22 protein-coding genes and 1 pseudogene are annotated in these 22,192 nt (G+C 63.6%); 3 read left to right on the top strand and 20 right to left on the bottom strand.

The window, feature by feature from the left end:
* Positions 1–56: 56 nt before the first annotated feature.
* The 16 genes from AWB68_RS29920 to AWB68_RS29845 form a co-directional block, all read right to left on the bottom strand.
* Positions 57–557 carry a DUF6496 domain-containing protein gene (locus tag AWB68_RS29920; RefSeq protein ID WP_087647934.1) on the bottom strand — a complete coding sequence of 167 codons (501 nt, stop codon included), beginning with the start codon at positions 555–557 and terminating at the stop codon, positions 57–59.
* 110 nt (positions 558–667) lie between these two features.
* Positions 668–1,387, bottom strand: coding sequence for a methyltransferase family protein (locus tag AWB68_RS29915; protein WP_087647933.1), 720 nt, complete (start codon positions 1,385–1,387; stop codon positions 668–670).
* 60 nt (positions 1,388–1,447) lie between these two features.
* Positions 1,448–3,274, bottom strand: a complete 1,827-nt coding sequence (locus AWB68_RS29910; RefSeq protein ID WP_235028570.1) for a vWA domain-containing protein — start codon at positions 3,272–3,274, stop codon at positions 1,448–1,450.
* Between the two features lie 14 nt (positions 3,275–3,288).
* Positions 3,289–3,903: a TadE/TadG family type IV pilus assembly protein gene (locus tag AWB68_RS29905; protein WP_235028569.1), complete on the bottom strand. Its 615-nt coding sequence runs from the start codon at positions 3,901–3,903 to the stop codon at positions 3,289–3,291.
* 86 nt (positions 3,904–3,989) lie between these two features.
* Positions 3,990–4,481: a TadE/TadG family type IV pilus assembly protein gene (locus tag AWB68_RS29900; RefSeq protein ID WP_087647932.1), complete on the bottom strand. Its 492-nt coding sequence runs from the start codon at positions 4,479–4,481 to the stop codon at positions 3,990–3,992.
* The gene (locus AWB68_RS29895; RefSeq protein ID WP_087647931.1) at positions 4,478–5,374 is read right to left on the bottom strand and encodes a tetratricopeptide repeat protein; all 897 of its coding nucleotides are present in this window, start codon (positions 5,372–5,374) and stop codon (positions 4,478–4,480) included. The genes AWB68_RS29900 and AWB68_RS29895 overlap by 4 nt, the downstream gene beginning before the upstream one ends.
* Positions 5,371–6,339, bottom strand: a complete 969-nt coding sequence (locus AWB68_RS29890) for a type II secretion system F family protein (RefSeq protein WP_087647930.1) — start codon at positions 6,337–6,339, stop codon at positions 5,371–5,373. Before AWB68_RS29890 ends, AWB68_RS29895 begins: the two co-directional genes overlap by 4 nt.
* Complete coding sequence (locus AWB68_RS29885; protein WP_087647929.1) at positions 6,336–7,310, bottom strand: type II secretion system F family protein; 975 nt, start codon at positions 7,308–7,310, stop codon at positions 6,336–6,338. The genes AWB68_RS29890 and AWB68_RS29885 overlap by 4 nt, the downstream gene beginning before the upstream one ends.
* On the bottom strand, positions 7,307–8,716 hold the full coding sequence (locus AWB68_RS29880; protein WP_374729622.1) for a TadA family conjugal transfer-associated ATPase: 1,410 nt from the start codon (positions 8,714–8,716) through the stop codon (positions 7,307–7,309). The genes AWB68_RS29885 and AWB68_RS29880 overlap by 4 nt, the downstream gene beginning before the upstream one ends.
* Positions 8,713–9,933, bottom strand: coding sequence for a CpaE/TadZ family protein (locus tag AWB68_RS29875; protein ID WP_087647927.1), 1,221 nt, complete (start codon positions 9,931–9,933; stop codon positions 8,713–8,715). Before AWB68_RS29875 ends, AWB68_RS29880 begins: the two co-directional genes overlap by 4 nt.
* A 25-nt stretch (positions 9,934–9,958) precedes the next feature.
* Positions 9,959–10,333 (bottom strand): CpaD family pilus assembly lipoprotein, encoded by a 375-nt coding sequence (locus AWB68_RS29870; protein WP_087647926.1) that lies wholly within the window; start codon positions 10,331–10,333, stop codon positions 9,959–9,961.
* A gap of 10 nt (positions 10,334–10,343) precedes the next feature.
* Positions 10,344–11,669, bottom strand: a complete 1,326-nt coding sequence (locus AWB68_RS29865; RefSeq protein WP_235028571.1) for a type II and III secretion system protein family protein — start codon at positions 11,667–11,669, stop codon at positions 10,344–10,346.
* 252 nt (positions 11,670–11,921) lie between these two features.
* On the bottom strand, positions 11,922–12,881 hold the full coding sequence (gene cpaB / locus AWB68_RS29860; protein ID WP_087647925.1) for a Flp pilus assembly protein CpaB: 960 nt from the start codon (positions 12,879–12,881) through the stop codon (positions 11,922–11,924).
* A gap of 12 nt (positions 12,882–12,893) precedes the next feature.
* Entirely contained in the window at positions 12,894–13,403 is a 510-nt protein-coding gene (locus tag AWB68_RS29855) for an A24 family peptidase (protein WP_087647924.1), read from the bottom strand.
* Between the two features lie 74 nt (positions 13,404–13,477).
* Positions 13,478–13,663, bottom strand: a complete 186-nt coding sequence (locus AWB68_RS29850; RefSeq protein WP_087647923.1) for a Flp family type IVb pilin — start codon at positions 13,661–13,663, stop codon at positions 13,478–13,480.
* 495 nt (positions 13,664–14,158) lie between these two features.
* The gene (locus AWB68_RS29845; RefSeq protein ID WP_087647922.1) at positions 14,159–14,584 is read right to left on the bottom strand and encodes a low affinity iron permease family protein; all 426 of its coding nucleotides are present in this window, start codon (positions 14,582–14,584) and stop codon (positions 14,159–14,161) included.
* A gap of 42 nt (positions 14,585–14,626) precedes the next feature.
* Here AWB68_RS29845 and AWB68_RS29840 point away from each other — a divergent pair, with 42 nt between their 5' ends.
* On the top strand, positions 14,627–15,199 hold the full coding sequence (locus tag AWB68_RS29840) for a DNA-3-methyladenine glycosylase (protein WP_087647921.1): 573 nt from the start codon (positions 14,627–14,629) through the stop codon (positions 15,197–15,199).
* A gap of 324 nt (positions 15,200–15,523) precedes the next feature.
* Positions 15,524–16,534 carry a phosphatase PAP2 family protein gene (locus AWB68_RS29835; RefSeq protein ID WP_087647920.1) on the top strand — a complete coding sequence of 337 codons (1,011 nt, stop codon included), beginning with the start codon at positions 15,524–15,526 and terminating at the stop codon, positions 16,532–16,534.
* A gap of 84 nt (positions 16,535–16,618) precedes the next feature.
* Here the strand turns inward: AWB68_RS29835 and AWB68_RS29830 are convergent, their stop codons facing one another.
* The 4 genes and pseudogenes from AWB68_RS29830 to AWB68_RS29815 all read right to left on the bottom strand — a co-directional run bounded on the left by AWB68_RS29830 (position 16,619) and on the right by AWB68_RS29815 (position 21,273).
* The gene (locus AWB68_RS29830; RefSeq protein WP_374729623.1) at positions 16,619–17,818 is read right to left on the bottom strand and encodes an ABC transporter substrate-binding protein; all 1,200 of its coding nucleotides are present in this window, start codon (positions 17,816–17,818) and stop codon (positions 16,619–16,621) included.
* A 78-nt stretch (positions 17,819–17,896) separates the two neighbouring features.
* Complete coding sequence (locus AWB68_RS29825) at positions 17,897–18,619, bottom strand: ABC transporter ATP-binding protein (protein ID WP_087647918.1); 723 nt, start codon at positions 18,617–18,619, stop codon at positions 17,897–17,899.
* Positions 18,616–19,401, bottom strand: a complete 786-nt coding sequence (locus AWB68_RS29820) for an ABC transporter ATP-binding protein (protein WP_087647917.1) — start codon at positions 19,399–19,401, stop codon at positions 18,616–18,618. Before AWB68_RS29820 ends, AWB68_RS29825 begins: the two co-directional genes overlap by 4 nt.
* Positions 19,398–21,273, bottom strand: a pseudogene (locus AWB68_RS29815) (ABC transporter permease). The gene AWB68_RS29820 and the pseudogene AWB68_RS29815 overlap by 4 nt, the downstream one beginning before the upstream one ends.
* 308 nt (positions 21,274–21,581) lie before the next feature.
* Between AWB68_RS29815 and AWB68_RS48945 the strand changes: the two are divergent.
* Positions 21,582–21,731: a hypothetical protein gene (locus AWB68_RS48945; protein WP_200828827.1), complete on the top strand. Its 150-nt coding sequence runs from the start codon at positions 21,582–21,584 to the stop codon at positions 21,729–21,731.
* Positions 21,732–22,192 lie beyond the last annotated feature (461 nt).

Genomic DNA, 22,192 nt, shown 5'->3' with positions numbered 1-22,192 from the left:
TATCAGCGGGACGCGGAACGAGTTCCCCGCTCCCCTTCGGCGCGGCGACCTTGCTATCAGCGGGACGCGGAACGCGCGCCTGACCCCTTCGCCGCTGCGGCCTTGCGGCGAGTCGCCCAGCCTTTCTTCGCGGCGGCCGAGCGGTCAGCGGCCGAGCGTCGGCTTGCGCTGGCGTGCGCTTGCCGCGAGAGCGCCGTATGCGATGCGGCCTTCGTGCTCTCGCGCTTGAGCACGCGCGTGGCGACGGCCGAGCGCTTGCTCTTCGACTCGGTGCTCGCGCTTTTCTTCGTCTTGTGCTGGCCGGCGGCGGTGTCCTTGGCGGCTTTCTTGCGCGTGGCTTCGGACGTCGTGCCCTGCTTGGGCGCCTTCACGCCGACCCCTGCGCGGCGCGCTTCCGACAAGCCGATCGCGATCGCCTGCTTCGCCGATTTCGCGCCGTGCTTGCCTTCGCGAATGTGATCGATCTGTTCCTTGACGAAGGCGCCGGCCTGAGTGCTCGGCGACTTTCCTGCGCGCTTCGCGGCGTGGGCGCGTTCCACGGTTTTCTTCTCGGGCATGTCGACTCTCCTTTAGCGTTCAAGTGGACTTGCACGAGACGATTCAGCAACGCGCGTGCCCACGAAGCGCCGCCGGACAGTGCGCGCCGGGCCGCGTCGTGTCTGCGCCTCTAAAACACGCCGACAATCAACCGATACCGCACGCGGCTCATATATTCGCGGTAGCGACGATCCCCGGAAAGCAGCTTTTCCTCGCGGACGACCCGCCCGACCTGCAGGCCCCAATGCACCACCAGCACGAAGAGATTCTGAAGCCCGAAGTTCGGAAGCAGGAACCCGACATCCTTGATCAGATAGCCGAAGTACATCGGATGGCGCAGAAAGCGATAGGGCCCGCGCACGACCACGCCTCGGTTGGCAGGCAGGATTCCAAACGACCTTCGAAGCGAAAGCTTGGCGGCGATCTGGATCACCATGCCGACAATCTGCAGGCACGCAGCGACGCTCTCAGGCACCAGCCGGATACCCGGCTCGATCCGGAACGCGAGAAAGTAGAACGACGCGCACGTCGCCATCACGACACTCAGGAGATTCCAGTCCCTTTGAGCAGGGACGCGAGCGAACACCGCGAGGCCAAGGGTCACGAATTCAGCGAACGCAAAGATGAGCAGCGTGATTCTCGATGGATCGCGCACGAACTGAGCCACCGACCCGACGAGGAAGATCGAAAGCAGCGCCACCGTGGCCACTCGCACGGCGATTTCCGTCATGATCTGTTTCGAGGTCAGACCTGCAAGACGTGGCGCGAGCGGTGCACGCGCTGCGGGCGCGGGATGTTTCGTGATCGGAACGACAAAGGTGCTTCCTGCCTTGGCGACTTCTGAAATCATGCTACTTCCGTGGTGTGTTTTTTTCCGGTCGGGCGCGCGGCTGGATGCGCCCTTCCGTCCTTATTGGGTCAGTCGAAGCACGCCGAGGTTGCCCGCGATCTGCTGGAAGATCGTGTTGAGATCCTGGTTGGTCGGCGCGTGATAGTAGTTGCCCGGCGATGCGCAGCTTTGCATCGTCTGCTGCGCGGCGACGCTCGCCGTGTCGGTGCCGTACGTGCCGAACGTGATCGCGTAGATCGTGATGCCGCTGTTCTTCATCGCCGTGCAGACGGCAAGCTGGAAGCTGTTGATGTCGTCCACCGAAGACATCGAGCCGTTCGTCATTTGCGAACCGTCGGGGCGGAACACCGTGGGCGCCTTCAGCACGCTGTTCCCCACACCCGAGAGCCCGTTGAACGACGGAGGCGGCATGATGCCGTTCGCGCTGCCCGGGTCGTTCTCGCCGTCGGTCAGTACGATCGCGACCCGCTGCATGTTCTGCGTGGTCTCGGGCAGCGGCAGGGCGGAATTTGCCGAGGTCCAGCCATTGCCGTTCGAGAGGCTGTTGGACCAGCTCGACGACAACATCCGCCAGCCCCACAACAGGCCCGTCGGAATCAGCGTGGAGCCGTTCGCCTGCATGTTGTTGATCGCGGTCGTGAGCGTGCTGGAGCTCTTCGTGAGGAACAGTGCCGGCGCGATCGCGCAGGGTCCGTTCTTCCCGCCGTTCGTGTTGCCGTTCTGGTCGATCGTCGTGGTCGCGTTGTTCGTCGACGGCTGGCCCCAACTGTCGTAGATCGCGTTGGAATCTCCGCCGCCGCAGTATGTGACCGAGCCCTTCGTCTGGTAAGTCAGCGGAACGCCAGTGACCGTGTTGGTGGAAGCCACGGTGCAGACCGTCTTGCCCTTGTTCGTCGTGACGTTGTAGCTCGTGATCTTGAAGCCCGGATTCGGCGTGTTGGTCGCGGGCGGGACGTTGTAATAAAACGGCCTGAAGCCCGGCACGTCTTTTGGCGCGTAGGCCTTTGGATACATATTGCCGCCGGCATCGCGCGGCTCGACCGCGCACCCGCCCCAGCCCGATCCGCTGTAATTCGAGTTCGGCGTCATCGATAAATTCTTCGCGTTGTAGGCGCTGAAGCTGGACGTCAGCCAGCTTCCGGCGGGCGACAGGGCGCTGCCGACGTTGACCATCGTCGTGAACGGCACGAGGCCGATGTACGAGTCGTTGGTCGTCATGCTGAAGATGTTCGACACGAGGTTGGCCGCCGCCGTGCGAAGCCCCTGGATCTTGGTGCCCTGCGTCTTGTCGGTGCTCGCGTAGTCGGACATCGAGCCGGTGTTGTCGAGGATCAGCGCGAGTTCGAGCGTGCTCTGCGGAATGCGCAGCGCCGTGTTGCTAGCCGAAACCGTCGCGACGTCCGGCGAGTTCGAACCCGAGCCCGAACCCGATCCCCCGCTTCCTCCCGAGTTGTTGCCGAAAAAGAAGGGCGCGAGCAGCGGCATGGAGCCCGATGCCGACAGCTTGATCGTCTGTCCCGTCGCGGGGGTGCCGCTGACCGTGGCCGAGAAATTGGCGTCGGGCATCGTGAGCGCCATGTAGCCCGCCGGCATGTTCGTGTTGTAGTAGGCGCGCGCATCCTTCTGCCACTGCGCCACGCTGAGATCGGTATGCGCGAGATCGGCGCCGGCGGAGAGCGTGGCGACGTCGAGCGCCATCTGCATGCGCGCCTGAGTCGTCTCATAGTGGATCGTGTCGAGCGCGGTACACATCGTGCCGATCATCAGGCTTCCGCAGACGGCGAGGATCATCGTGACCGCGCCCTCGTCGCCCGTGAGGAGCGTCGCGGCATTGCACGGCTCCGATGGGCCCGCGCGGCGCACAGACGCACCGAGGCGGCGGTTCATGAAAGGCTTCGGCATCATGACGCGGGGTCGAGGTAGAGTGGCGCACCCGAGCGCGGGCGCACATAGACGCGCTCATAGATCGTCTGCGTGCCCGGCGCATTGGTCCAGAACGGCGCGGTCATCGCGAACGGCGTGTAAATCAGGAACACTTCGATGACGACCGCCGAGTCCCAGTTGCGAAACGGCCAGGTCTGCGGCACGACATTGCCGGCCGTCACGCGCGAAGCCATGCCCGACGGCGTCCACGGCGCGCTCTTCTGCCAGAAGATCTGGGCGGTGCCGTTCGTCATCGCCGGCAACGGGTTGGGGAGCGGGCTTACTTTCGGAGTCGCGGTCGAGGCCGAACAGGTGGTCGTCTTCTCGCATATCGAGGTGACGATCACGCCACCCTTTGCGTTCAGGGTATTGGGCGCTGCAAGCACCGTCGCGGCGTTCCACAGCGAACCGAGGTTGTTCGAATTGCTGGTCGAGGTGTCGTTGATGGCCGACTGCATCTGGCCGACCGAATCGGCGAGCGTGAACGCCGTATGTTCGACGATGCTGACCGCCCGCATGTACATATACAGTTCGGTGAATCCGAGCAGCACGAGCAGCATCAGCGGAACGATCACGACGAACTCGATCGCCACGCTGCCACGGTCCGATCGCCATAGACGGCGCAGCCTGCCTCGAAGCCTTCGAAGCCCGGACGACGGCATTGTTTCGAGCGTGCTGTTCATTTTTCGTTCTGCACGATGTAGTTGCGTTGGAACGTGAGCGTCTGTACCCCGAAGAGCTGGGGAATCCCCGAGAAGCCCGGCACCGTCACGGTGATGTTGTAGGACACGACATCGCCGAAATTGCCCATGTTCGATTGATAGCTGGTGCTGCCCACGTTGTTGTAGGAGCCATAGTTCAGCGTCGTGATGCTCACCGTGCCGCCGATGTTCTGCCAGCGGCCCAGGATGTTTTTCACGATCGTCTGCGCCTGCTGCGCGCGCGTGCCGCTCGCGGGATTCGCCGTCGTCAGGCCGACCCGCGACGCCTGTTGCGCGGCGATCTGCACCGACGCGTCCACGAACATGTCGAGCGCAATTTCCACGGTGCCGAGCACCAGGATGAACACCACCGGCGCGACTAGCGCGAACTCGATCGCGGATACGCCGCGGCTGTCGCGAACGAGCCGCGCAACGAAACCTGCGCGCCAGCGCGCGAGCGCCGCTGTCATCGCAGGCTCGCCGCCTGGATCTGCGCGGCCGGCACCAGACCGACCCTGGCCGCCGTCGACGGCAAGGGCAACGGCAACGGCGCGGCGCTCGTTGCAGGTTGCGCGATGCGCGCGCGCTGGGCTTCGTAGTAGCGCAGGTTGTCGTTCACCGAAGCCTTGGGCATGTCATGCGCGAGGATTTCCGCCGCGGCTTCCGTGTTGCCGAGGAGGCCGTAAGCCAGCGCAAGATTCTGGCGCGCCTGCGGCGGCGCGGCCGGATAGCGCGTGACATCGAGCAGCACGTTCGCGCCTTCGCGCGGATTGCCGCCGAGAATCAGCGACAAGCCGAGATTCACGGAGAGGAGCGGATCGCCGGGATTGACCGTCAGCGCCTGGCGCAACACGGTCTGGGCGCCGGCGTGGTCGCCGTTGAGGTCGAGCGCCGCGCCGAGCCCCGCCGACGCGAGCGGATCGTTCGGCGACATGGCGAGCACCCGGTGATAGGTCGAGATCGCGTCGTCGAAGCGGCGCTGATGAATCGCCACGCGCCCGATGCCGATGAGCGGCGCCGTCGCATTCGGGTCGACCTTGCTCGCGCGCTGGTAGTAGACGTTCGCCCGCGTGAAGTCGCCGATCGTGTAGAGCGTGTTGCCGAGCCCGGTCAGGCCGGGCACCGACCGGGGATCGGCCTGCACGGCCTTCTCGAACAGACTGGTCGCGAGTTCGAAGTTGCCCGAGTCGAGCGCCGTGTCCGCGATATGAAGCTCGCTCGCGGTGCTGGGCGCGGAGTTGCGCATGACCGGACGGGTCTCGGTGACCTGGCGGGTTGTCGTGGTGCAGGCGGCGGACGCGAGCACGAGCGACGCGCCACAGGCCGTCATCACGACGCGACGGAATACTGCTGTTGAGTTCATTTGGATTGCCCCGCGACAAAGGCGAGAAGTTGAATGACGGCCGGACCGGCTGCGATCGCGATGATCGCGGGAAGAATGAAGAGCATCATCGGCACGACCATCTTGGGCGCGAGCTTCGCGGCCTTCTCTTCGAGCGAGACGATGTGCGCGAGCCGCTCCGTGCGCGAGAGCGTGCGCAGCGCCTGCGTGATCGGCGTGCCATAGCGCATGGACTGCGTAAGCGTCGAAATGAGCGCGCGGATGGAGGGCAGGTCGATGCGCTCGGCCAGACCAACCAGCGCGCGCGTACTGTCGCCGGAGAGCTTGAGTTCGTCGGCGGTCAGCGCGAATTCGTCCGACAGCGGCGGACAGATGGTCTTCAGTTCATTCGCGACACGCCGAATGCTCACGCCGAGACTGTTGCCGGCGTTGGTGCAGATCACGAGCAGGTCGAGCGCATCGGGCAGGCATCCCGCCATCTTCTTGCGGCGGCGCGACGCGCGGAACGCCACGAAGTATTCGGGGATGATCATGCCGACCACGAACACCATCAGCATCGCGATGCCGCGCGCCGCCGGGTACTCGCCGATCAGCGGAATATGCGAGCCCATCATCACGGTGAGCGCCGCGCAGATCAGGCCGAAACAGAACTTCGCCGCAAGCAGGATCGACACCGCGAGATTGCTACGATAGCCGCTCCTGACCATCTCCTTCTGAAGCTTGAGCCGGTACTTCGCATCGAAGAGCGGAATCTTGTCGCCGACCCGGGCGAGCCGGCGCAGGACACGCTTGCGAAAGCCCGCGTCCTCGTCCGCATCGTCGACGTTGGCGTGGTCGCTGCGGTGCGTGAGCGCGGCCATGCGCGCGCGCTCCGCAATCCGGCCACGGCGTCCGCCGTGCTTGGTTGCCCACCAGATCGCCAGCACCGCGAACAGGGCAAGCAGCATCAGCAGGTTGATCAGTGTTTCGACGTTGTCCGGAGTCATCGCGAGGTATCGAGTTTGGACATCTTGCTGATCACCACCACGCCCATCACGATCGAGATGACGGCGAACGTGAGCAGCTTGTGGCCCGCTTGCGTATCGAACAGCACCATCAGGTAGTCGTGGTTGGCGAAGTACATCGATAGCATGATGACGACCGGAATGGCGGCGAGAATCTTCGTCGTGATGCGGGCTTCGCCGGTGAGCGCCTTGGTCTTCATGCGGATTTCGCGTCGCGTGCGCACGATGCCCGCGAGGTTCTCGAGCGTCTCGCCAAGCTGGCCGCCGGTTTCACGCTGCAGCAACAGGCAGACGCAGAAAAAGGAAAAGTCCGCGATCTCGATGCGCCGCACCGCCACCGCCAGCACTTCCTCCAGGTCGAGGCCGACCTGCAGGGAATCGCTCATCAGCTTGAACTCGGTGCGCAGCGGCTCGGGACATTCGCTCGCCGCCGAACCGATCACTTGCGTCACAGGAACGCCCGCGCGCACCGCACGCACGATCAGGTCGATCACGTCGGGAAAGCCGTCGAGGAAGCGCTTGCGAAAACGCTCCACCAGGAAGCGGTATGCCTGCACGAGCGCGAGCACCGGCAGCCCGAGGATCAGCAACGGTATAGCGAAGTCGGGCAGCGGCATGAAGTGCGTCATGATGAGCGCGACCAGCTCGCCGGCCAGCGCCGCCCCGACCACGATCTTCATGCCGCGGGCGCCAGCGACTGTCTTGAGGCGCACCAGCTTCGGGCCGAACCAGCGGCTCGCGAGATTGTCCTTCTTGCTGACCTTGAACAGATCGATGTCACGCTTGCCGCCCTCCTTCGCGCGCACGACCTGCGCGGTGAACGACTGCTGCATGCGGGTCCGGATGCGCGCATGCGGCTGGTGGTTGCGCATGTCCTGCACGGTCAGCACCATCACGCCGATCAGCACCACGGCGACGAACGAGCAGATCGTAATGAGGTTGACCAGGTTCATGGAATCATCGCCTCGAGCAGCGCACTTTCGAGACCGTAGTAGGCCGCACGCGCTGAAAACGCCGGCCGCACAGCCGCCGATTCGTAGGCGCCCTTCACTTCTTCGCTGTACGCGCTCGCGTCGTAGCGGAAGGTGAAGAGGTCCTGCGTGATGATGACGTCGCCTTCCATGCCGACGAGTTCCGTGATGCGCGTGACGCGGCGCATGCCGTCGCGCATCCGTTCGATCTGCACGATCAGATGCACGGCGCTCGCGATCTGCCGGCGGATCGACAAGAGCGGCAGGTTGCCGTTCGCCATCATGACCATGCTTTCCAGACGCGTGATGCCGTCGCGCGGCGTGTTCGCGTGGATGGTCGTCATCGAGCCGTCGTGGCCGGTGTTCATCGCCTGCAACACGTCGAAGGCTTCCGGGCCGCGGGTTTCGCCGAGGATGATGCGGTCCGGGCGCATCCGCAGCGCGTTGCGCACGAGATCGCGCTGCGCGACCGCGCCAAGTCCTTCCGCATTCTCCGGCCGTGTTTCGAGGCTCACGACGTGCGGCTGCACGAGTTGCAGTTCGGCCGCGTCCTCGATCGTGATGGTGCGCTCGCCGAGTCCGATGAAGTGCGAAAGCGCATTGAGCAGCGTCGTCTTGCCGGAACCCGTACCGCCCGACACGATGATGTTCAGGCGGCAAGTGCTCGCGAGCTTGAGCACGTTCGCCATCGCCTGGGACATGTTGCCCTGCTGCGCCATCCGGTGCAGCGTGATGTTGCGCTTGGAAAACTTCCGGATGGAGATCGACGCGCCGTGAATCGCGAGCGGCGGCAGCACGACGTTGACCCGGCTGCCGTCCGCGAGACGCGCGTCGACCATCGGGCTGCTTTCGTCCACGCGGCGCCCGACACCCGCCGCAATCCGCTGCGCAACGTTGATCACGTGCGTGTTGTCGCGGAACTTGCAGGTCGTCAGTTCGAGGCGGCCGTGACGTTCCACATAGACCTGATCGGGCCCGTTCACGAGCACGTCGGTGATGGTTTCATCGGCGAGCAGCGGCTCGATCGGGCCGAGGCCGAACATGTCGTTCAGCAGTTCCCCGACGATCTGCCCCTGCTCCGCGAGCGTGATGTTCAGGCGTTCGCGCTCGGCGACTTCCAGCACGAGCTGCTCGACACCCGGCTTCATCTGCTCGCGCGTCTTGCCGACCGCCGCCGAGGCGTTCATCGAAGCGAACACGCCGTTGCGGATCAGCTTGAACAGGTCCGATCGAACCAGCGCCTCGCCGCCTTCGGACGCCGCCGGCCGGGCCGGGACGGGCGCGGCCGGCATCGGCGCGACCGTCGTCAGCGCGGCGGCGGCATCCGCCACGACCGTTTGTGTCATGGCCGACTCTGACCGGGAAACCTGCTTCTGCCCGAACATCATTTCCTCCTCAGTCTGAACTTCTGGAGGAACGTGCGCTCGGCCGCGGCATGCTGCCCGGTCAGGTCGCTTGCGATCCGCGCGATGGCCTGGTTGAAGCCGGTCTGTGCTTTCTCGACCGGCGCCTCGCCGAGATTCTCGGCGGTGGAGATCGCCTTCGTCTCGAACAACACTTCGTGCAGCACCGTGCGGCCCACGGCCGACATGAAGTCGGTCGGCTGGACCTTGCCCGAGGTCGCGGCGTTCGGGTTGTTCATCAGGAGCGAAGTCGGCGGGTTGTTCTCGCGATCCTCGATGAAGCGCAAGAGGCGGATCGTCTCGCGCGTCGAATGCACCGAGCGGTCCACCACGAGATAGACCCGCGACGCGTGGTCGAACGCCTCTTGCGCGAGCGAATCGCCGGGGTTGCCGATATCGAGAATCACATAGTGAAAGCTGTCGCACAGCAGTTCGATGACGCGCGGCAGCGCGCCCGCTTCGAACTGCTTTGCGGTGCCGTAGTCGATGTCGGCGGACAGCACGTAAAGGCGGCTGCCCTTGGCGACGAGCGTGCGCTCCACGTATTGCGGATCGAGCCGGCGCACGTTCTGCAGCACGTCGACGAGGCCGTTGTTGCTCTGCATTCCGAGCATGCCGTTCGCCGCGCCGCCGCACAGGTTCAGGTCGACATAGGCGACGCGCCGATGAGTTTCCTCGGCCAGATGGCGGGCCAGGTTGAGCGCGAGCGTCGTCACGCCGACCCCGCCGCGCGTGCCGGCGAACGCGATGGTCTTGCCCGCGCGCGCGAGCGTCACCGGGCTCACCTTGCCCTCGGATACATTGACCGTGCGCTTGAGCAGTTCGACGGTCAGCGGCTTGACGAGATAGTCGCGCACGCCGATCTTGAGCAGGCTGCGGAACAGCCCGACGTCATTGCGTTCACCGAGCGCCACGACCTGCACCGACGGCTCGCACACCTCCGCGAGACGCCCGAGGTCGGACAGCGGCATCACCGAGTCCTGCAAATCGACGAGCAGAAAGAGCGGCGAGCGCTCGATCTTCGACAGGTGCGCGATCGCGTCCTCGACATTGCCGATCGCGATATGTGCGTGCGGCATCGCCTGCTCGAGCACGAAGCTCTTGAGCACCTGCTCGGTCTTGCGATCGGCGACGAACGCGATGAAATCGGCGTTGCGCACCCCGCTCTTGGCTTTCATGAAACTCAGTTCTGTCGTGCTCATGGCGTTCTTCTTCGAGAGTGGCGCGTCACTTGGAATCGCGCGACGTCGTGGTGTCCAGCGGGATCACGTGGCCGGTCTGATAGCGGTGCACGGCGCTTGCTGCGACCGCGGCGTCGGCGGGGCCGAGCGTCTGCGGCTTCACGGCGTCCTCGGGGTGCGCAAGCTGCGCCGCGAGATTGGTGTAGGTCGCGCAGCCCCACTGCATGCTCGGCCGCCGGAGGCCCGCGTCCGTCAGGAGCGACGGGCGCGCCAGGCTCTCGCAATCGGGTGGCGTTGCCGAGTGGCCGTCGAAGCCGACGACCGACTCGTTGGGCATGTTGCGCGGCGGCTTGAAGCAGCCGCTGGCACTCGCCGCGAACGCGCAGACGAGGACAAGTGCGAGAAATCGTGTGTGTTTCATGGCATGGTGCTCAGTAGACGTACCCGGCCGCGCCGACGAGACGCGGCTGGCCTGACTGCTGCGACTCGTCGACGGACTGGCGCTTGAAGCTGTACTCGACGTCGCTGCTCGGCGATATCAGCGAATCGAGCGGCGTGCGCAGCTTCGACGGATCGGTCGGCTCGACCAGATACGGCGTCACCATGATGACGAGCTCGGTCTTGTTGTTCTGGTAGTTCGACGACGAAAAAAGCTTGCCCAGGATCGGTATCGAACCGACGCCCGGCACTTGCGAAATGATGTCGGTCGTGTTGCTCTGCAGGAGCCCGCCGATCGCGAAGCTCTGGCCGCTCGCGAGTTCGACGGTGGTGTCCGCTCGGCGCACGGAGAGGCCCGGCACCGTGATGCCGCCTGTGGTGACGCTCACCGACGTATCGATCTGGCTCACTTCCGGACGCACCTTCAGGCTGATGCGCCGCTCGTTGATCACGGTCGGCGTGAAGTCGAGCTTGACGCCGAACTGCTTGAACTCGACCGAGATCGCGCCGTTGGTCTGCGAGACCGGAATCGGGAATTCGCCACCGGCGAGAAAGCTCGCCGTCTGGCCCGACAGCGCCACGAGGTTCGGCTCCGCGAGCACCGTGAGCAAGCCTTCCTGGTTCAGCGCGTCGACCAGCGCGCGGATGTCCACGTTGCCGGTTTTGAATGCGCCCAGCAGCGAATAGGCATTGTTGCTCGGCAGGTTGACCGGGAACGTGACGCCGCCCGAGCCGTTCGGGAGCGGCTGGTTCAGGTTGTAGATCGGGCGGCCGCTGAAGATGCCGCCATAGAAGTTGCCGACCGCGCTGCCCATCGCCTGCCAGTTGATGCCCAGTTGCTGCGTGATGTTGCGGTCCACTTCCGTGATCCGCACGCGTAACTGCACCTGCAACGGCCGGTCGATCGTCATGCGGTTGATCAGCACTTCCTTCTCGGCGAGATAGGGCGAGACGGCCTGCACGATGGCGTCGGCGTCGGAAGCATTCGGCACCTGGCCCGTCAGCAGCAGCGAGCCCTGTCCCGTGCTCAACTGCACGTTCAGGTTCGGAAAGCGCCCGGCCACCATGTTGCGCAACGACAGCATGTCGCGCGCCACGACCACCGTGCGCTGCAAGAGCGTCTTGTTGTTTGCGCCGAGCACGTAGAGCGTCGTGGTGCCGGACTTCTTGCCGAGCACGAACACCGTTTTCGGCGACGGCACATGGACATCCGCAATCGTCGGGTCCGCGACGAACACCGACACCGCGTCTTCATTCAGGCGCAGCATCGTGCCCTTGCCGGCATCGATCGCGAGCGGGCCTTGCTGGTTCACGGGCATCGGCGCAGCGGCGGCAAAGGGGTTGGGCACCGTGTTGACCGGCGTTCGCGCCTGCGCCATCTGAGTGACGCGAGGCGCGCCTTCGGAGAGGGGCTGCGCCGCCTGCGCCACGGCGGCGGGCATCAGCATCGCGCACGCTGTGACGAGCGCGAGGCGCGCAACAGGCCCTGCTTCGGTGCGACTCGAACTGAACTGCGTTTTCATGACTTCAATCCTGGCGATAAGACGCTACGGCTGCCGGTTCGCACGGCTTCAGCGCTGAGTGGGGACGGTCGGCAGCGGCGGCGCCGTCTCGGCTGCGCCCGCCACTTGCGCGACGCCCGACCCGTCGGCCTTTTCAGAGCCGCGATAGATGGTCACCGTGCGCGGCACGGGCGGAGCTGCGTTGTTCGTGCTGGCGCGTGCCGCATGCGAGCGCGGCAGCTCGCGCACCGCGCGCGAGATGTCGCCCGCCCAGATCGGCGCGTGCTCCGAGGACGAGGCACCCGCTGCGGCGGACGCGGCGGGATCGCGCGTGACCGTCGCGAAGCTGCGCAGCGCCAGCGAAAGACTGCCGAGCCGTGCCGCCACCGCGACGACCTCGCCCATGCGCGGCGTCACTTCGAGCGTCACCGTGCGGGCGCGGCTGCCCGTTTCGGGCGCATCGCCGTTGTTCTTCGGGCGGCTGATCTCCGAGCCGACCGCGAGCACACGGACGTGCTCGACCACCGTTTCACTCGACACCGCCAGATCCGGCGAATCCGTGCGGCGTTCCATTTGCTGGGTCAGGAGCAGGTCGATGTAATCGCCCGGCTGAATGAGGCCCGCGTTGCCCGAGACGTCGTCCACGGCGACCGATACCGCGCGCATCTCAGGCTTCAGCGTCGCCGCGAGAAAGCCCGGGGCGCTCGGCAGGATGACGTCGTCGGCGACCAGGACCGCGCCGCTCGCGACCGGGTGGCGCAGCAGCGCGCCCTTCAGGTCGGGGGCGTTCGGTGCGCCGGAGATGATCGCGTTCACGGGAATCTGCGAAACGGGCACCTGCTTCCAGATCAGGTCTTCGTCGCGCAGGAGGAGGCCCTGCGGAAGATCGGCGGCGCTCACCTGGACTTTCTCGGTCGTGACGGCAGCGGGTGCGGACGGACGCGATGCACTCGCGATGACCACCCGGACGATCAGGGCGATCAGGATCGCACCCACCAGCAGCACGGCAATTTTGATGATGTTGGACATGGGGACGGCGTCCTATCGTGTCAGGAGCAAGGGCACAAGCGTGGGCAACACGATGACGGTGCCACCGCCAAGCGCCAGCGCAACGCCGTAAGGCACGCCGCGCGCGCCGGAGAACATCGCCAGCGCCCGCATCGGGTGGGAACGCTGCGACGGATTCATGCGTCGCGTAGCCAGACTGACCAGGGACACCAGCGTCCCGATCACGGAAATCAGAGTCAAGGCGGGCAGCGAAAGGCTCAGGCCGGCCCACAAAAAGATCACGGAGGCGAGTTTTGCGTCGCCTCCGCCCAGCATCCTTGCCGCAAACAGCGCAGCGCAGATGATGAAGACGCCGAGCGCGAGAAGCAGGTGCGCCATGACGTCGTCGACGGATTTGCCGAGCAGCAGCGCATCCGCGAAATAGAGAGCGCCGATCGTGAGGACGATCTTCGTCGGCAAACGCCGCGAGCGAACGTCGATGACCGCGAGCCATAGCAGCACGCACAAAACGACGAGACGAATGGCAAGGGACAGGATCTGCACGATGGTGCCGTTATGAACACAAAGGCCAAGGGAGAGGTCCGGACAGACGGCGTTCGGACCTCTGGGAACGCCGGTTAGCTCGCGTTGTTCTGCGAGGCCGTGACCGTCGTGAACAGGGTGCTGAACATCGTGCCGATGCTGGTCTTGAACGTCGCTGCCATGCCGCCCAGGGCGATCACGACAATACCGGCCAGGACGGCGTATTCCATCGCGCTGACGCCGCGTTCATCGCGGACAAACGCCTTGAGAAGTTTGCGCATTTGATTATTCCTTTTACGAGAAGGGTAGGTGTGGACCCGATACGGAACGCGCACCGGGTACGACACATCCTAGCGACTCTCGGAAGAAATAATCTCGCCAAATGAAGGCCTTATTGGCCTCATTTCCTGAGTTTGAATGGCCGGAAATCGACCGCTAATCGGCAGAAAGCCGCAAAACTTTAGAGAGGAAAAACAACTTCTTTCGCGTTTTTGACCGCCGGATCGTGGAGCGGGCCACGCCGGCAAAAAGTCGCCAAACGTTTGCGAATCCTGATGTCTTGCCAATCCGCTTTGCGGGTCTCTCCGTGGCTTTTGTTCTTTTATTTGCCTGGAGAGCGCTTTGAAGAAAGCCGCCCGCTTTGCCCTGCCCTTCAAGCTTTCAAGAGTCTTGAATGGCTCATGAATGCGTGAACCGCATTTTATCCTCTAACCCACCTCAGTTGGCAAGCCATTCGCAATGCAAATGTTGGGAAAAGCATCAAATGAGCGCATCGCCTACTTCTTGCGCTGCTGCTCGATAGAAGGGAGATCGATCTCACGGTGCGCATCGCGCAAGTCGTCGCGCGCCTCTCTTGCGAGTTTCTCGTAGCGCTCGCGAAACTTCGCGAGATCCTTTTCGTCGAGTTCCTCCAGATCGAGCAGCGCGTTGTGCGCCTGGTCGACTGCGCGGATCAGTTCGTCGAGCTTGATCTGCATCGCGGCGGTATCGCGGTTCTGCGTGTTCTGGATCAGGAAGACCATCAGGAAGGTGACGATGGTCGTCGACGTGTTGATGACGAGTTGCCAGGTGTCGCTGAAGTGAAAGAGCGGCCCGGAGATCGCCCAGACGATCACGAGCAAGACCGCGATCATGAATGTCGACGCATGGCCGGCTATCTGCGCGAGCGTATTCGAGAACTTGAGGAACCAGGCGTTTTTCATGTCCGTGTCTCCACGATGAACGAGTGAGCGAGCCCGGCTAGAATACTGCGTGTGACTACTTCCATCGATTTCTCCGCGTCCTCCGAGCTTGTCGCGAGGCTTTTGATCGGCGCCGTCTTGACTGTGGACGGCGTTGGCGGCCGCATCGTCGAGACTGAAGCATATGATCGCGAAGATCCGGCGTCGCACAGTTTTTCCGGGCCTACGCCGCGCAACGCGGTGATGTTCGGGCCGCCGGGGCATGTCTATGTTTATCGTTCGTATGGGATTCACTGGTGCCTGAATTTTGTGTGCCGCGAAGCGGGGCACGGCGCCGGAGTGCTGATTCGGGCTATCGAGCCGTTGCATGGAATCGACGTGATGCGAGAGCGGCGCGGGCTTGAGCCTTTGAAGCTCCTTTGCTCGGGGCCTGGACGTCTTGCGCAGGCGCTTGGCATTACGCATCGGAACAATGGCATGTCGCTGAGTGTGGCGCCGTTTCGTGTTGAACCGGCGGGTGAGGAGTATGAGATTGCTTGCGGGCCGCGGATCGGGCTTACGAAGGCGATGGACGTACCGTGGAGGTTCGGACTTGCCGGATCGCGGTTTCTTAGCAAGCCGTTCAAGGTGGTGTGAGTCGCTGGCGCTTGGGGCGGGCTTCAACCGTTTGATGCGCCAAGGCTTCTGTGAAGCTTGTTTTCTTGGCGGTCCATCAGCTCCGCCCCTGCGCGGGGCGGCTTCGACGCGCGACCGGGCGCGTGCCGGGATATCTCAATTCAACGCAAAAGCGGCCGCCCAACCTTGATCGATGCATTCGCTCTCAGGTTTTGCCGCGCTTTGCCGTTATGACTAAGGCTGAACCAATTCCTGGCTCGATTGGCTGTTGCAACTGCGTTTTAGAGAAAAGGATCTGCGTCGAGCCCCTTCACCCGAAAAAGCGCGTCGACCGCCCATACCTTAATGACCAAAATGATCGAGACCGTGGCGCAAAGCAGCTTTATTGACGAGTGTCGAGGGCGGCCTTCCCGGTTCTTAAGAAAGCGCTATCTCGGCGGCTGGCTCGTTGTCGCCCTATTCTTGATGGTTGACTTCGCGTGGCTCTACTTCGGCGGCTACTCGGTGAAGGCGGACGACATTGTCCAAGGTGCCAAGGCGATTGGCCTTTTGTCATGCATTGCCGTGGGTCTCGCTGCTATGGCAAAGATTCCTCGCTACAGGCTGGCTACTCAAAGGCTTCGTTACGCGGAGTTAGCGTGGGCACTCGCCTGGCTGACGCTGCTGATGTTCTTCATACCGGTTGCAGGCGTCCTGTCATATCTGTCCGTGACGGTCAACGCGCCGCTAGTGGACGACAGCCTCGTCCACTTCGACCGGGCACTCGGCTTTGATTGGCCAAGTGTTTATCACTGGGTTCACTCGCACGGAGCTGTGCAGCGGGTTCTTGCATTCGCTTACGGCAGCGGGATATGGCAGTTGTTCGGAATTCCGGCTGTATTGGGATTGTTCGGTCGCGACGAAGATTTATCGGACTTCGTGCTTCACCTGATGGTATCGAGCATCCTGCTTCTTCTGGTGTCAACGCCGTTTCCTGCGGCGAGCGCGTTTGTCCATTTCAATATTGCTGACCCAAACACCGCTGCTACCGTATCCGACTTCAATCTGCTTCGAAACGGAACGATGCGGCAATTCGACCTCACCCGGATACAAGGCCTCGTATCCCTCCCCTCATTTCATACGGCGCTTGCCGTTTTCTTCGCATACTCGCTTCGACGCAATAGCTTGATTTTTCCTTTCGCCGTATTACTGAACGTGACCATGGTGGTGTCGACGCCAATCCAAGGCGGACATTATCTAGCGGACGTGTTCGGTGGCTTGATACTGGCGCTCGTGACCATCCAGATGCTGAAATTTGCGCTAGGGCGGCGCGCCGTGACCCGCACGCCTTTCCCGGCAAACGCGGCCCCTGGCTGAAGTGCAAAGCGATGAAAGGAGCCAAGGGGTTGCGCCGGATTGCTCGCTTTGCAGCAGCAAGAACCCCAAGCGCCAGCAACCACCCTACTCCGCTGGCCGCAGCTTCCGAACCTCATCGTCCGTGGGCTGGACGCTAGCCCCATCGATATATCGATACGAAGTCATCACGCCTTTCCCGTCCTTGAGTCCCGTCACTCCCACGTACGCCCCCATCGTCGACTGATTATCTTGCCGACGGTAGACGATCGGCCCAAACGGCGTCTCAACCGAAAGACCCTTGAACGCCGCGGCAAGCTTGTCCGAATCCGCCGAGCCGGCTTTCTTGAGGCCGGCAGCAAGCGACATCATCGCCGTATATCCCACCACCGAGCCCAGCCGCGGATAGTCGTGATACTTCGCGCGATAGTCCGCGACGAACTTGAGGTTGGCCGGCGTATCGATCGAATACCACGGATAACCCGTCACGATCCAGCCAACCGGCGCCTCCGCGCCAAGCGGATCGAGATAGTCCGGCTCGCCCGTCAGAAGCGACACCACCGAGCGGTCCTTGAATAGCCCGCGCGTATTGCCCTCGCGCACGAACTTGCCAAGGTCGGCGCTGAAGAGCACGTTGAAAATCGCGTCGGGCTTCGCATCGGCAAGCGCCTGTGTCACCGCGCCCGCATCGACGTTGCCAAGCGGCGTCGCCTGCTCGGTCACGAACTCGACGTCCGGTTGCGCCGCCTTCAAGAGCCGCTTGAACGTAGCAACCGCCGACTGTCCGTACTCGTAGTTCGGGTACACGAGCGCCCAACGCTTCTTCTTCAGCTTCGCGGCCTCGGGCACCAGCATCGCGACCTGCATGTACGTGGAGGGCCGCAGGCGATACGTGTACTTGTTGCCGTCCTGCCAGACGATCTTGTCGGTAAGCGGTTCGGCCGCAAGGAAAAAGATGCGCCGCTGCTTCGCATAGTCGGCAAGCGCAAGGCCCGTGTTCGACAGGTAACCGCCGAACAACAGCTTCACCTGCTCGCGCGCGACGAGTTCCTGCGCGACGCGGATCGTGTCGCCCGGATTGCCGTTGTCGTCGCGCGAGATGACTTCGAGCTTGTTGCCGTCGACGCCGCCCGCCGCGTTGATTTCATCGAGCGCGAGGTTCCAGCCGTTCTTGTACGGCACAAGAAACGCGGGCTGCGCCTTGTAGCTGTTGATCTCGCCGATCCTGATCGTCTCGGCCCGCGCGCCCGATGCCGCGAAGGTGGCGGTAGCGATTATCGTCAGGCGAAATAGCGTTGCCGCGCGCATCATGAAAGTATCTCCGGGTTGAATGTCGGGTTGAAGCGTGATTGTGCCAGCGGATAAGCGGACCAGCGGACGCCATGCCTACACGCTCAAATGATCGCGTCGCAGCGCTTCATCGCGGGCGAGTTCATCCATCGTGCCGCTGAACCGTACCTGTCCTCGTTCGAGCACATACGCGCGATCGCTGACGAGTTCGGCGAAATGCAGGTTCTGTTCGGAGAGCAGGATGGAAAGCCCTTCGCGCTTGAGTTCGAGAATCATGTTCGCCATCTGCTCGACGATGACGGGCGCCACGCCTTCCGACGGTTCGTCGAGCAACACGAGATGCGGATTGCCCATCAGTGTGCGGGATACGGTGAGCATCTGCTGCTCGCCGCCGCTCATGCGGCTCGCGCGCCGTTCGCGCATCTCGCCGAGATTCGGAAACAGGCGAAACAGCCTCTCGGGCGTCCAGTGCGGCGCGCCTTCGCGTGGCGGCTGACGGCCGGTGTCGAGGTTCTCCATCACCGTGAGATCGCCGAACACGCGCCGGTCTTCGGGCACGAAGCCCAGCCCGAGCCGCGCGATGCGATAGGGCGGCAACGCGTCGATCTCCGTGCCCCTGAACGTGACGGTGCCCGCGGTGCGCGGCAAGAGTCCCATGACGGCCTTCATCGTCGTCGATTTGCCCGCGCCGTTGCGGCCCATCAGCGCGACCACTTCCCCGCGTCCGACTTCGAAGCCGACGTCGAAAAGAACCTGCGCCCGGCCATAGAACGCGTTCAGCCCGGACACCTGCAACATCGGTTCAGTGCTGTCGCTCATCGTCTGACTCCGCCAGCGAAGGTCGCGCGCGGCGTGAACGACTTGCCGGTGCCAAGGTACACCTCCTGCACGCGAGGATGGTTGCGCACGGTTTCGGCGGTGCCTTCGGCGATCACCTTGCCGCGCGCGAGCACGATCAGCTTGTCGGCGTATTCGAATACCACGTCCATGCTGTGCTCCGTGAACAGCACGCCGATGTTGTGTTCGCGCACGAGTCGTCGGGTCAACGCCATGAGCTCGTTGCGCTCCTGCGGTGCCATGCCGGCAGTGGGTTCGTCCATCAGCAGCAGCTTCGGCCGGTTCGAGAGCGCGATCGCCAGTTCGACGCGCTTCACGTCGCCATAGGCAAGCACGCCGCACGCGCGCCTCGCGTGGCCGGCCATGCCGACCTGATCGAGCAGTTCCATCGCTTCGTCGGCATGCAACGATGCGGCGGGCTTCCACAAGCCAAACAGACGCCGCTCGCGCGATGCGAGCGCCATCTGCACGTTCTCGATGACCGTCATGGAGTTGAACGTGGCGGCAATCTGGAACGTGCGCCCGACGCCGAGCCGCCAGATGTCGCGGGGACGCATGCCGGCGATATTGTCGCCGCGAAAGATGATCGATCCCGCCGACGGCTTCAACTGGCCGTTGACCATGTTGAAGCAGGTCGACTTGCCCGCGCCGTTCGGGCCGATCAGCGCGAGCAGGCGGCCGGCGGCGAGGTCGAACGAGACGGCATCGACGGCCTGCACGCCATCGAACGACTTCGACAGATTGGTCACGCGAAGCAGCATCAGTCGGCCTCCGCGAAGCGTTCACGCACGAATCCGGCGATGCCCTGTGGAAACGCGATCACGAGCAGCAGGATCGCCGCGCCGAGAAGCGCCTGCCAGTAGTCGGTCTGGCGCATGACTGTATCCTTCAGCCACGTATAGACCGGCGCGCCGACGATCGGCCCGGCGAGCGTCTGCACGCCGCCGAGCAGCACCATCACGAGGCCGTCGACGGAACGCCCGACGCTGATCACCTCCGGCGATATGTTGCCCTTCGAAAACGCATAGAGCGAGCCGGCCAGTCCGCAAGGAATCGACGCGATCACGAACGCGGTCCACTGGATGCGTTGCACATCGATGCCGATGGCTTCGGCGCGCAAGGCGGAATCGCGCGATGCGCGCATCGCATGACCGAACGGCGCGAACAGCATGCGGCGCAGCAGCCACACGCCGAGGACCACGAAGACGAGCGTCACGTAGTAGTACGCGACAGGCGAACTCAGCCACCGCGACGGCCACAGGCCGAGGATGCCGTTGCTGCCGCCCGTCACGGCGTCCCACTGGTACACGATCGACCACACGATCTGCGCGAACGCGAGCGTGAGCATCGCGAGATAGACGCCCGAGAGGCGCACGCAGAACCAGCCGAACACGAGCGCGCCGAGCACCGCGAGCAAGGGGCCGAGCACGAGCGCGAGTTCCATCGGCAGCGAGAGCATCTTGAGGAACAGTGCCGCGCCGTATGCGCCGAGTCCGAAGTACGCGGCGTGCCCGAACGAATGCATGCCGCCCGGCCCCATGATGAAGTGCAGGCTCGCGGCAAACAGCACGGCGATCATGATCTCGACGAGCAGCACCGGTACATACGGGAAGCTGCCGGCCATGAGCGGCGCGAGCACGAGCAACAGCACGACGCCTGCAGCCAGGGCCTTGAGGCGCTTGTCCGCGGGACGCAACGGTGTCTCGGGGGCGCCCGTAAAACGCACCGCTGTTTGCGCGCGGCCGAGCAGCCCCCACGGCCGCAGGACCAGCACGACCGCCATCACGACGAACTCCGCGACGAGCGTGAACTTGCTGAGCGAAACATCGATGCCGAATATCGACACGTGTCCGATGCCGATGCACAGCGCCTTGATCTCGGCGATCAGGAGCGCCGCGATGAACGCACCGGGAATCGATCCCATGCCGCCGACCACCACGACCACGAATGCATTGCCGATCGTATCGAGATCGAGCGAGAGGTTGGCCGACATGCGCGGCACCTGCAACGCGCCGCCGAGCCCCGCGAGAAACGCGCCCGCGAAGAACACACTGGTGAAGAGCCATGCCTGGTTGATGCCGAGCGCACCCAGCATCTCGCGGTCGCTCGTCGCCGCGCGCACGAGCGTGCCCCAGCGCGTGCGCGTGAGAGCGTGCCACAGCGCGACGAGCACGAGCGGGCCGATGACGACCAATGCGATGTTGTAGGCCGGCACCTGATGGTCGAGCACTTCGACAGCGCCGGCAAGATGCGGCGCGCGGTCCGAACAGGTCCTCGGGTCCCCAGATCGACAGCGCCGCGTCGCGGAAGATGAGCACGAGCGCGAACGTGGCGATCAGGTGGAACAGCTCAGGCGCCTGGTAGATGCGTCGCATCACGATCACTTCGACGAGCGCGCCGAGCACCGCGATGACGAGCGCCGCCGCGATCATCGACAGCCAGAAACCTGCCGCCGTAGCGCCGAAGCGGCTCGTCAGGCTGTACGCGACATACACGCCGAGCATATAGAAAGAACCATGCGCGAAATTGACGATGCGCGTCACGCCGAAAATAAGCGAAAGGCCCGAGGCGACGAGAAAGAGCGCGCAGGCATCGGCGAGTCCATTGACGAGTTGTACCAGCAGGTTCGAAAGCATGGGCTCGGGAGTGGATTGGCGAATGACGCATAATTATCGATGAATTGTTTCGCGCGGTCTTGTTATCCCTTCAAAGATCAAAGGCAAGCTGCTGGAAAAAACGTATTGACGGCAATATTGGCTCGTATATTCTGAACGACAGGGAATCGTCAACGTCGCGCAAGCGTTTAGCCTTTGCGACGCTCTTTCCCCGCTTCGTTCGCGAGGCGCTGAACCCTCAACACTCGAGTGAAATCGTGAGAGTCCAAAGCCCTTTGGTCATATGGAGCAAGAGCCAGTACGCGGGTCATCGCGGCGCTGAGCGTTCCATGACCGATCGCTGCGGCAGTCTTCCCGATCGCCGCTTCCAGTCCGTCTTCACCGTGCTGTCGCGCCGCTCCGTGCGGCGCCACAACTGCGTCGCCGCACGCGCGTTCATCGCGGTTCATTGCGTGGGCGTGGCATCGTTGCTGCCGTAGCGCCTCCTTCTCGTTCCCTTCCGCTTCGTTCGATCCGTTCATCGCGGGTGTGTTCGCTTTCGCGCGCCGGTGGGGGTGGTGGTGGGGGTGGGTTACGCCGTTTGATGCGCTCAGGCTTCTATGGAACTTGCTTTCTTAGCGGTCTATTTGCTCTGCCCCTGTCCGGGGCGGGACTCACTTTCTTTGCTGCTGCAAAGAAAGTAAGCAAAGAAAGCAGCTTCACAACGCCAATCCTTGCCATGCGCCGCTAGCCCGTTCCCTCGGAGTGGTCCAACCGGGGGAGTGTCGTTAGCAGGGTTTCATCGTTGTTGGCATGTAGAAAAGGCGCGCGCGTCGCACCGCTATACGAAGTGGACCAGCAGTCATACATCCGTCCTGGCACTTCGTGCCCGACGACAGGTTCGCTAAGCGGTGAATTGAAGCATGCAGCAAGCACGAACGTAGGATGGTGATATAGCGAT

The sequence above is a fragment of the Caballeronia choica genome, from assembly GCF_001544535.1.
Classification (GTDB): domain Bacteria; phylum Pseudomonadota; class Gammaproteobacteria; order Burkholderiales; family Burkholderiaceae; genus Caballeronia; species Caballeronia choica.
The sequence above is the reverse complement of the archived record's forward strand: the minus strand, read 5'-3'. Positions and strand labels throughout refer to the sequence as shown.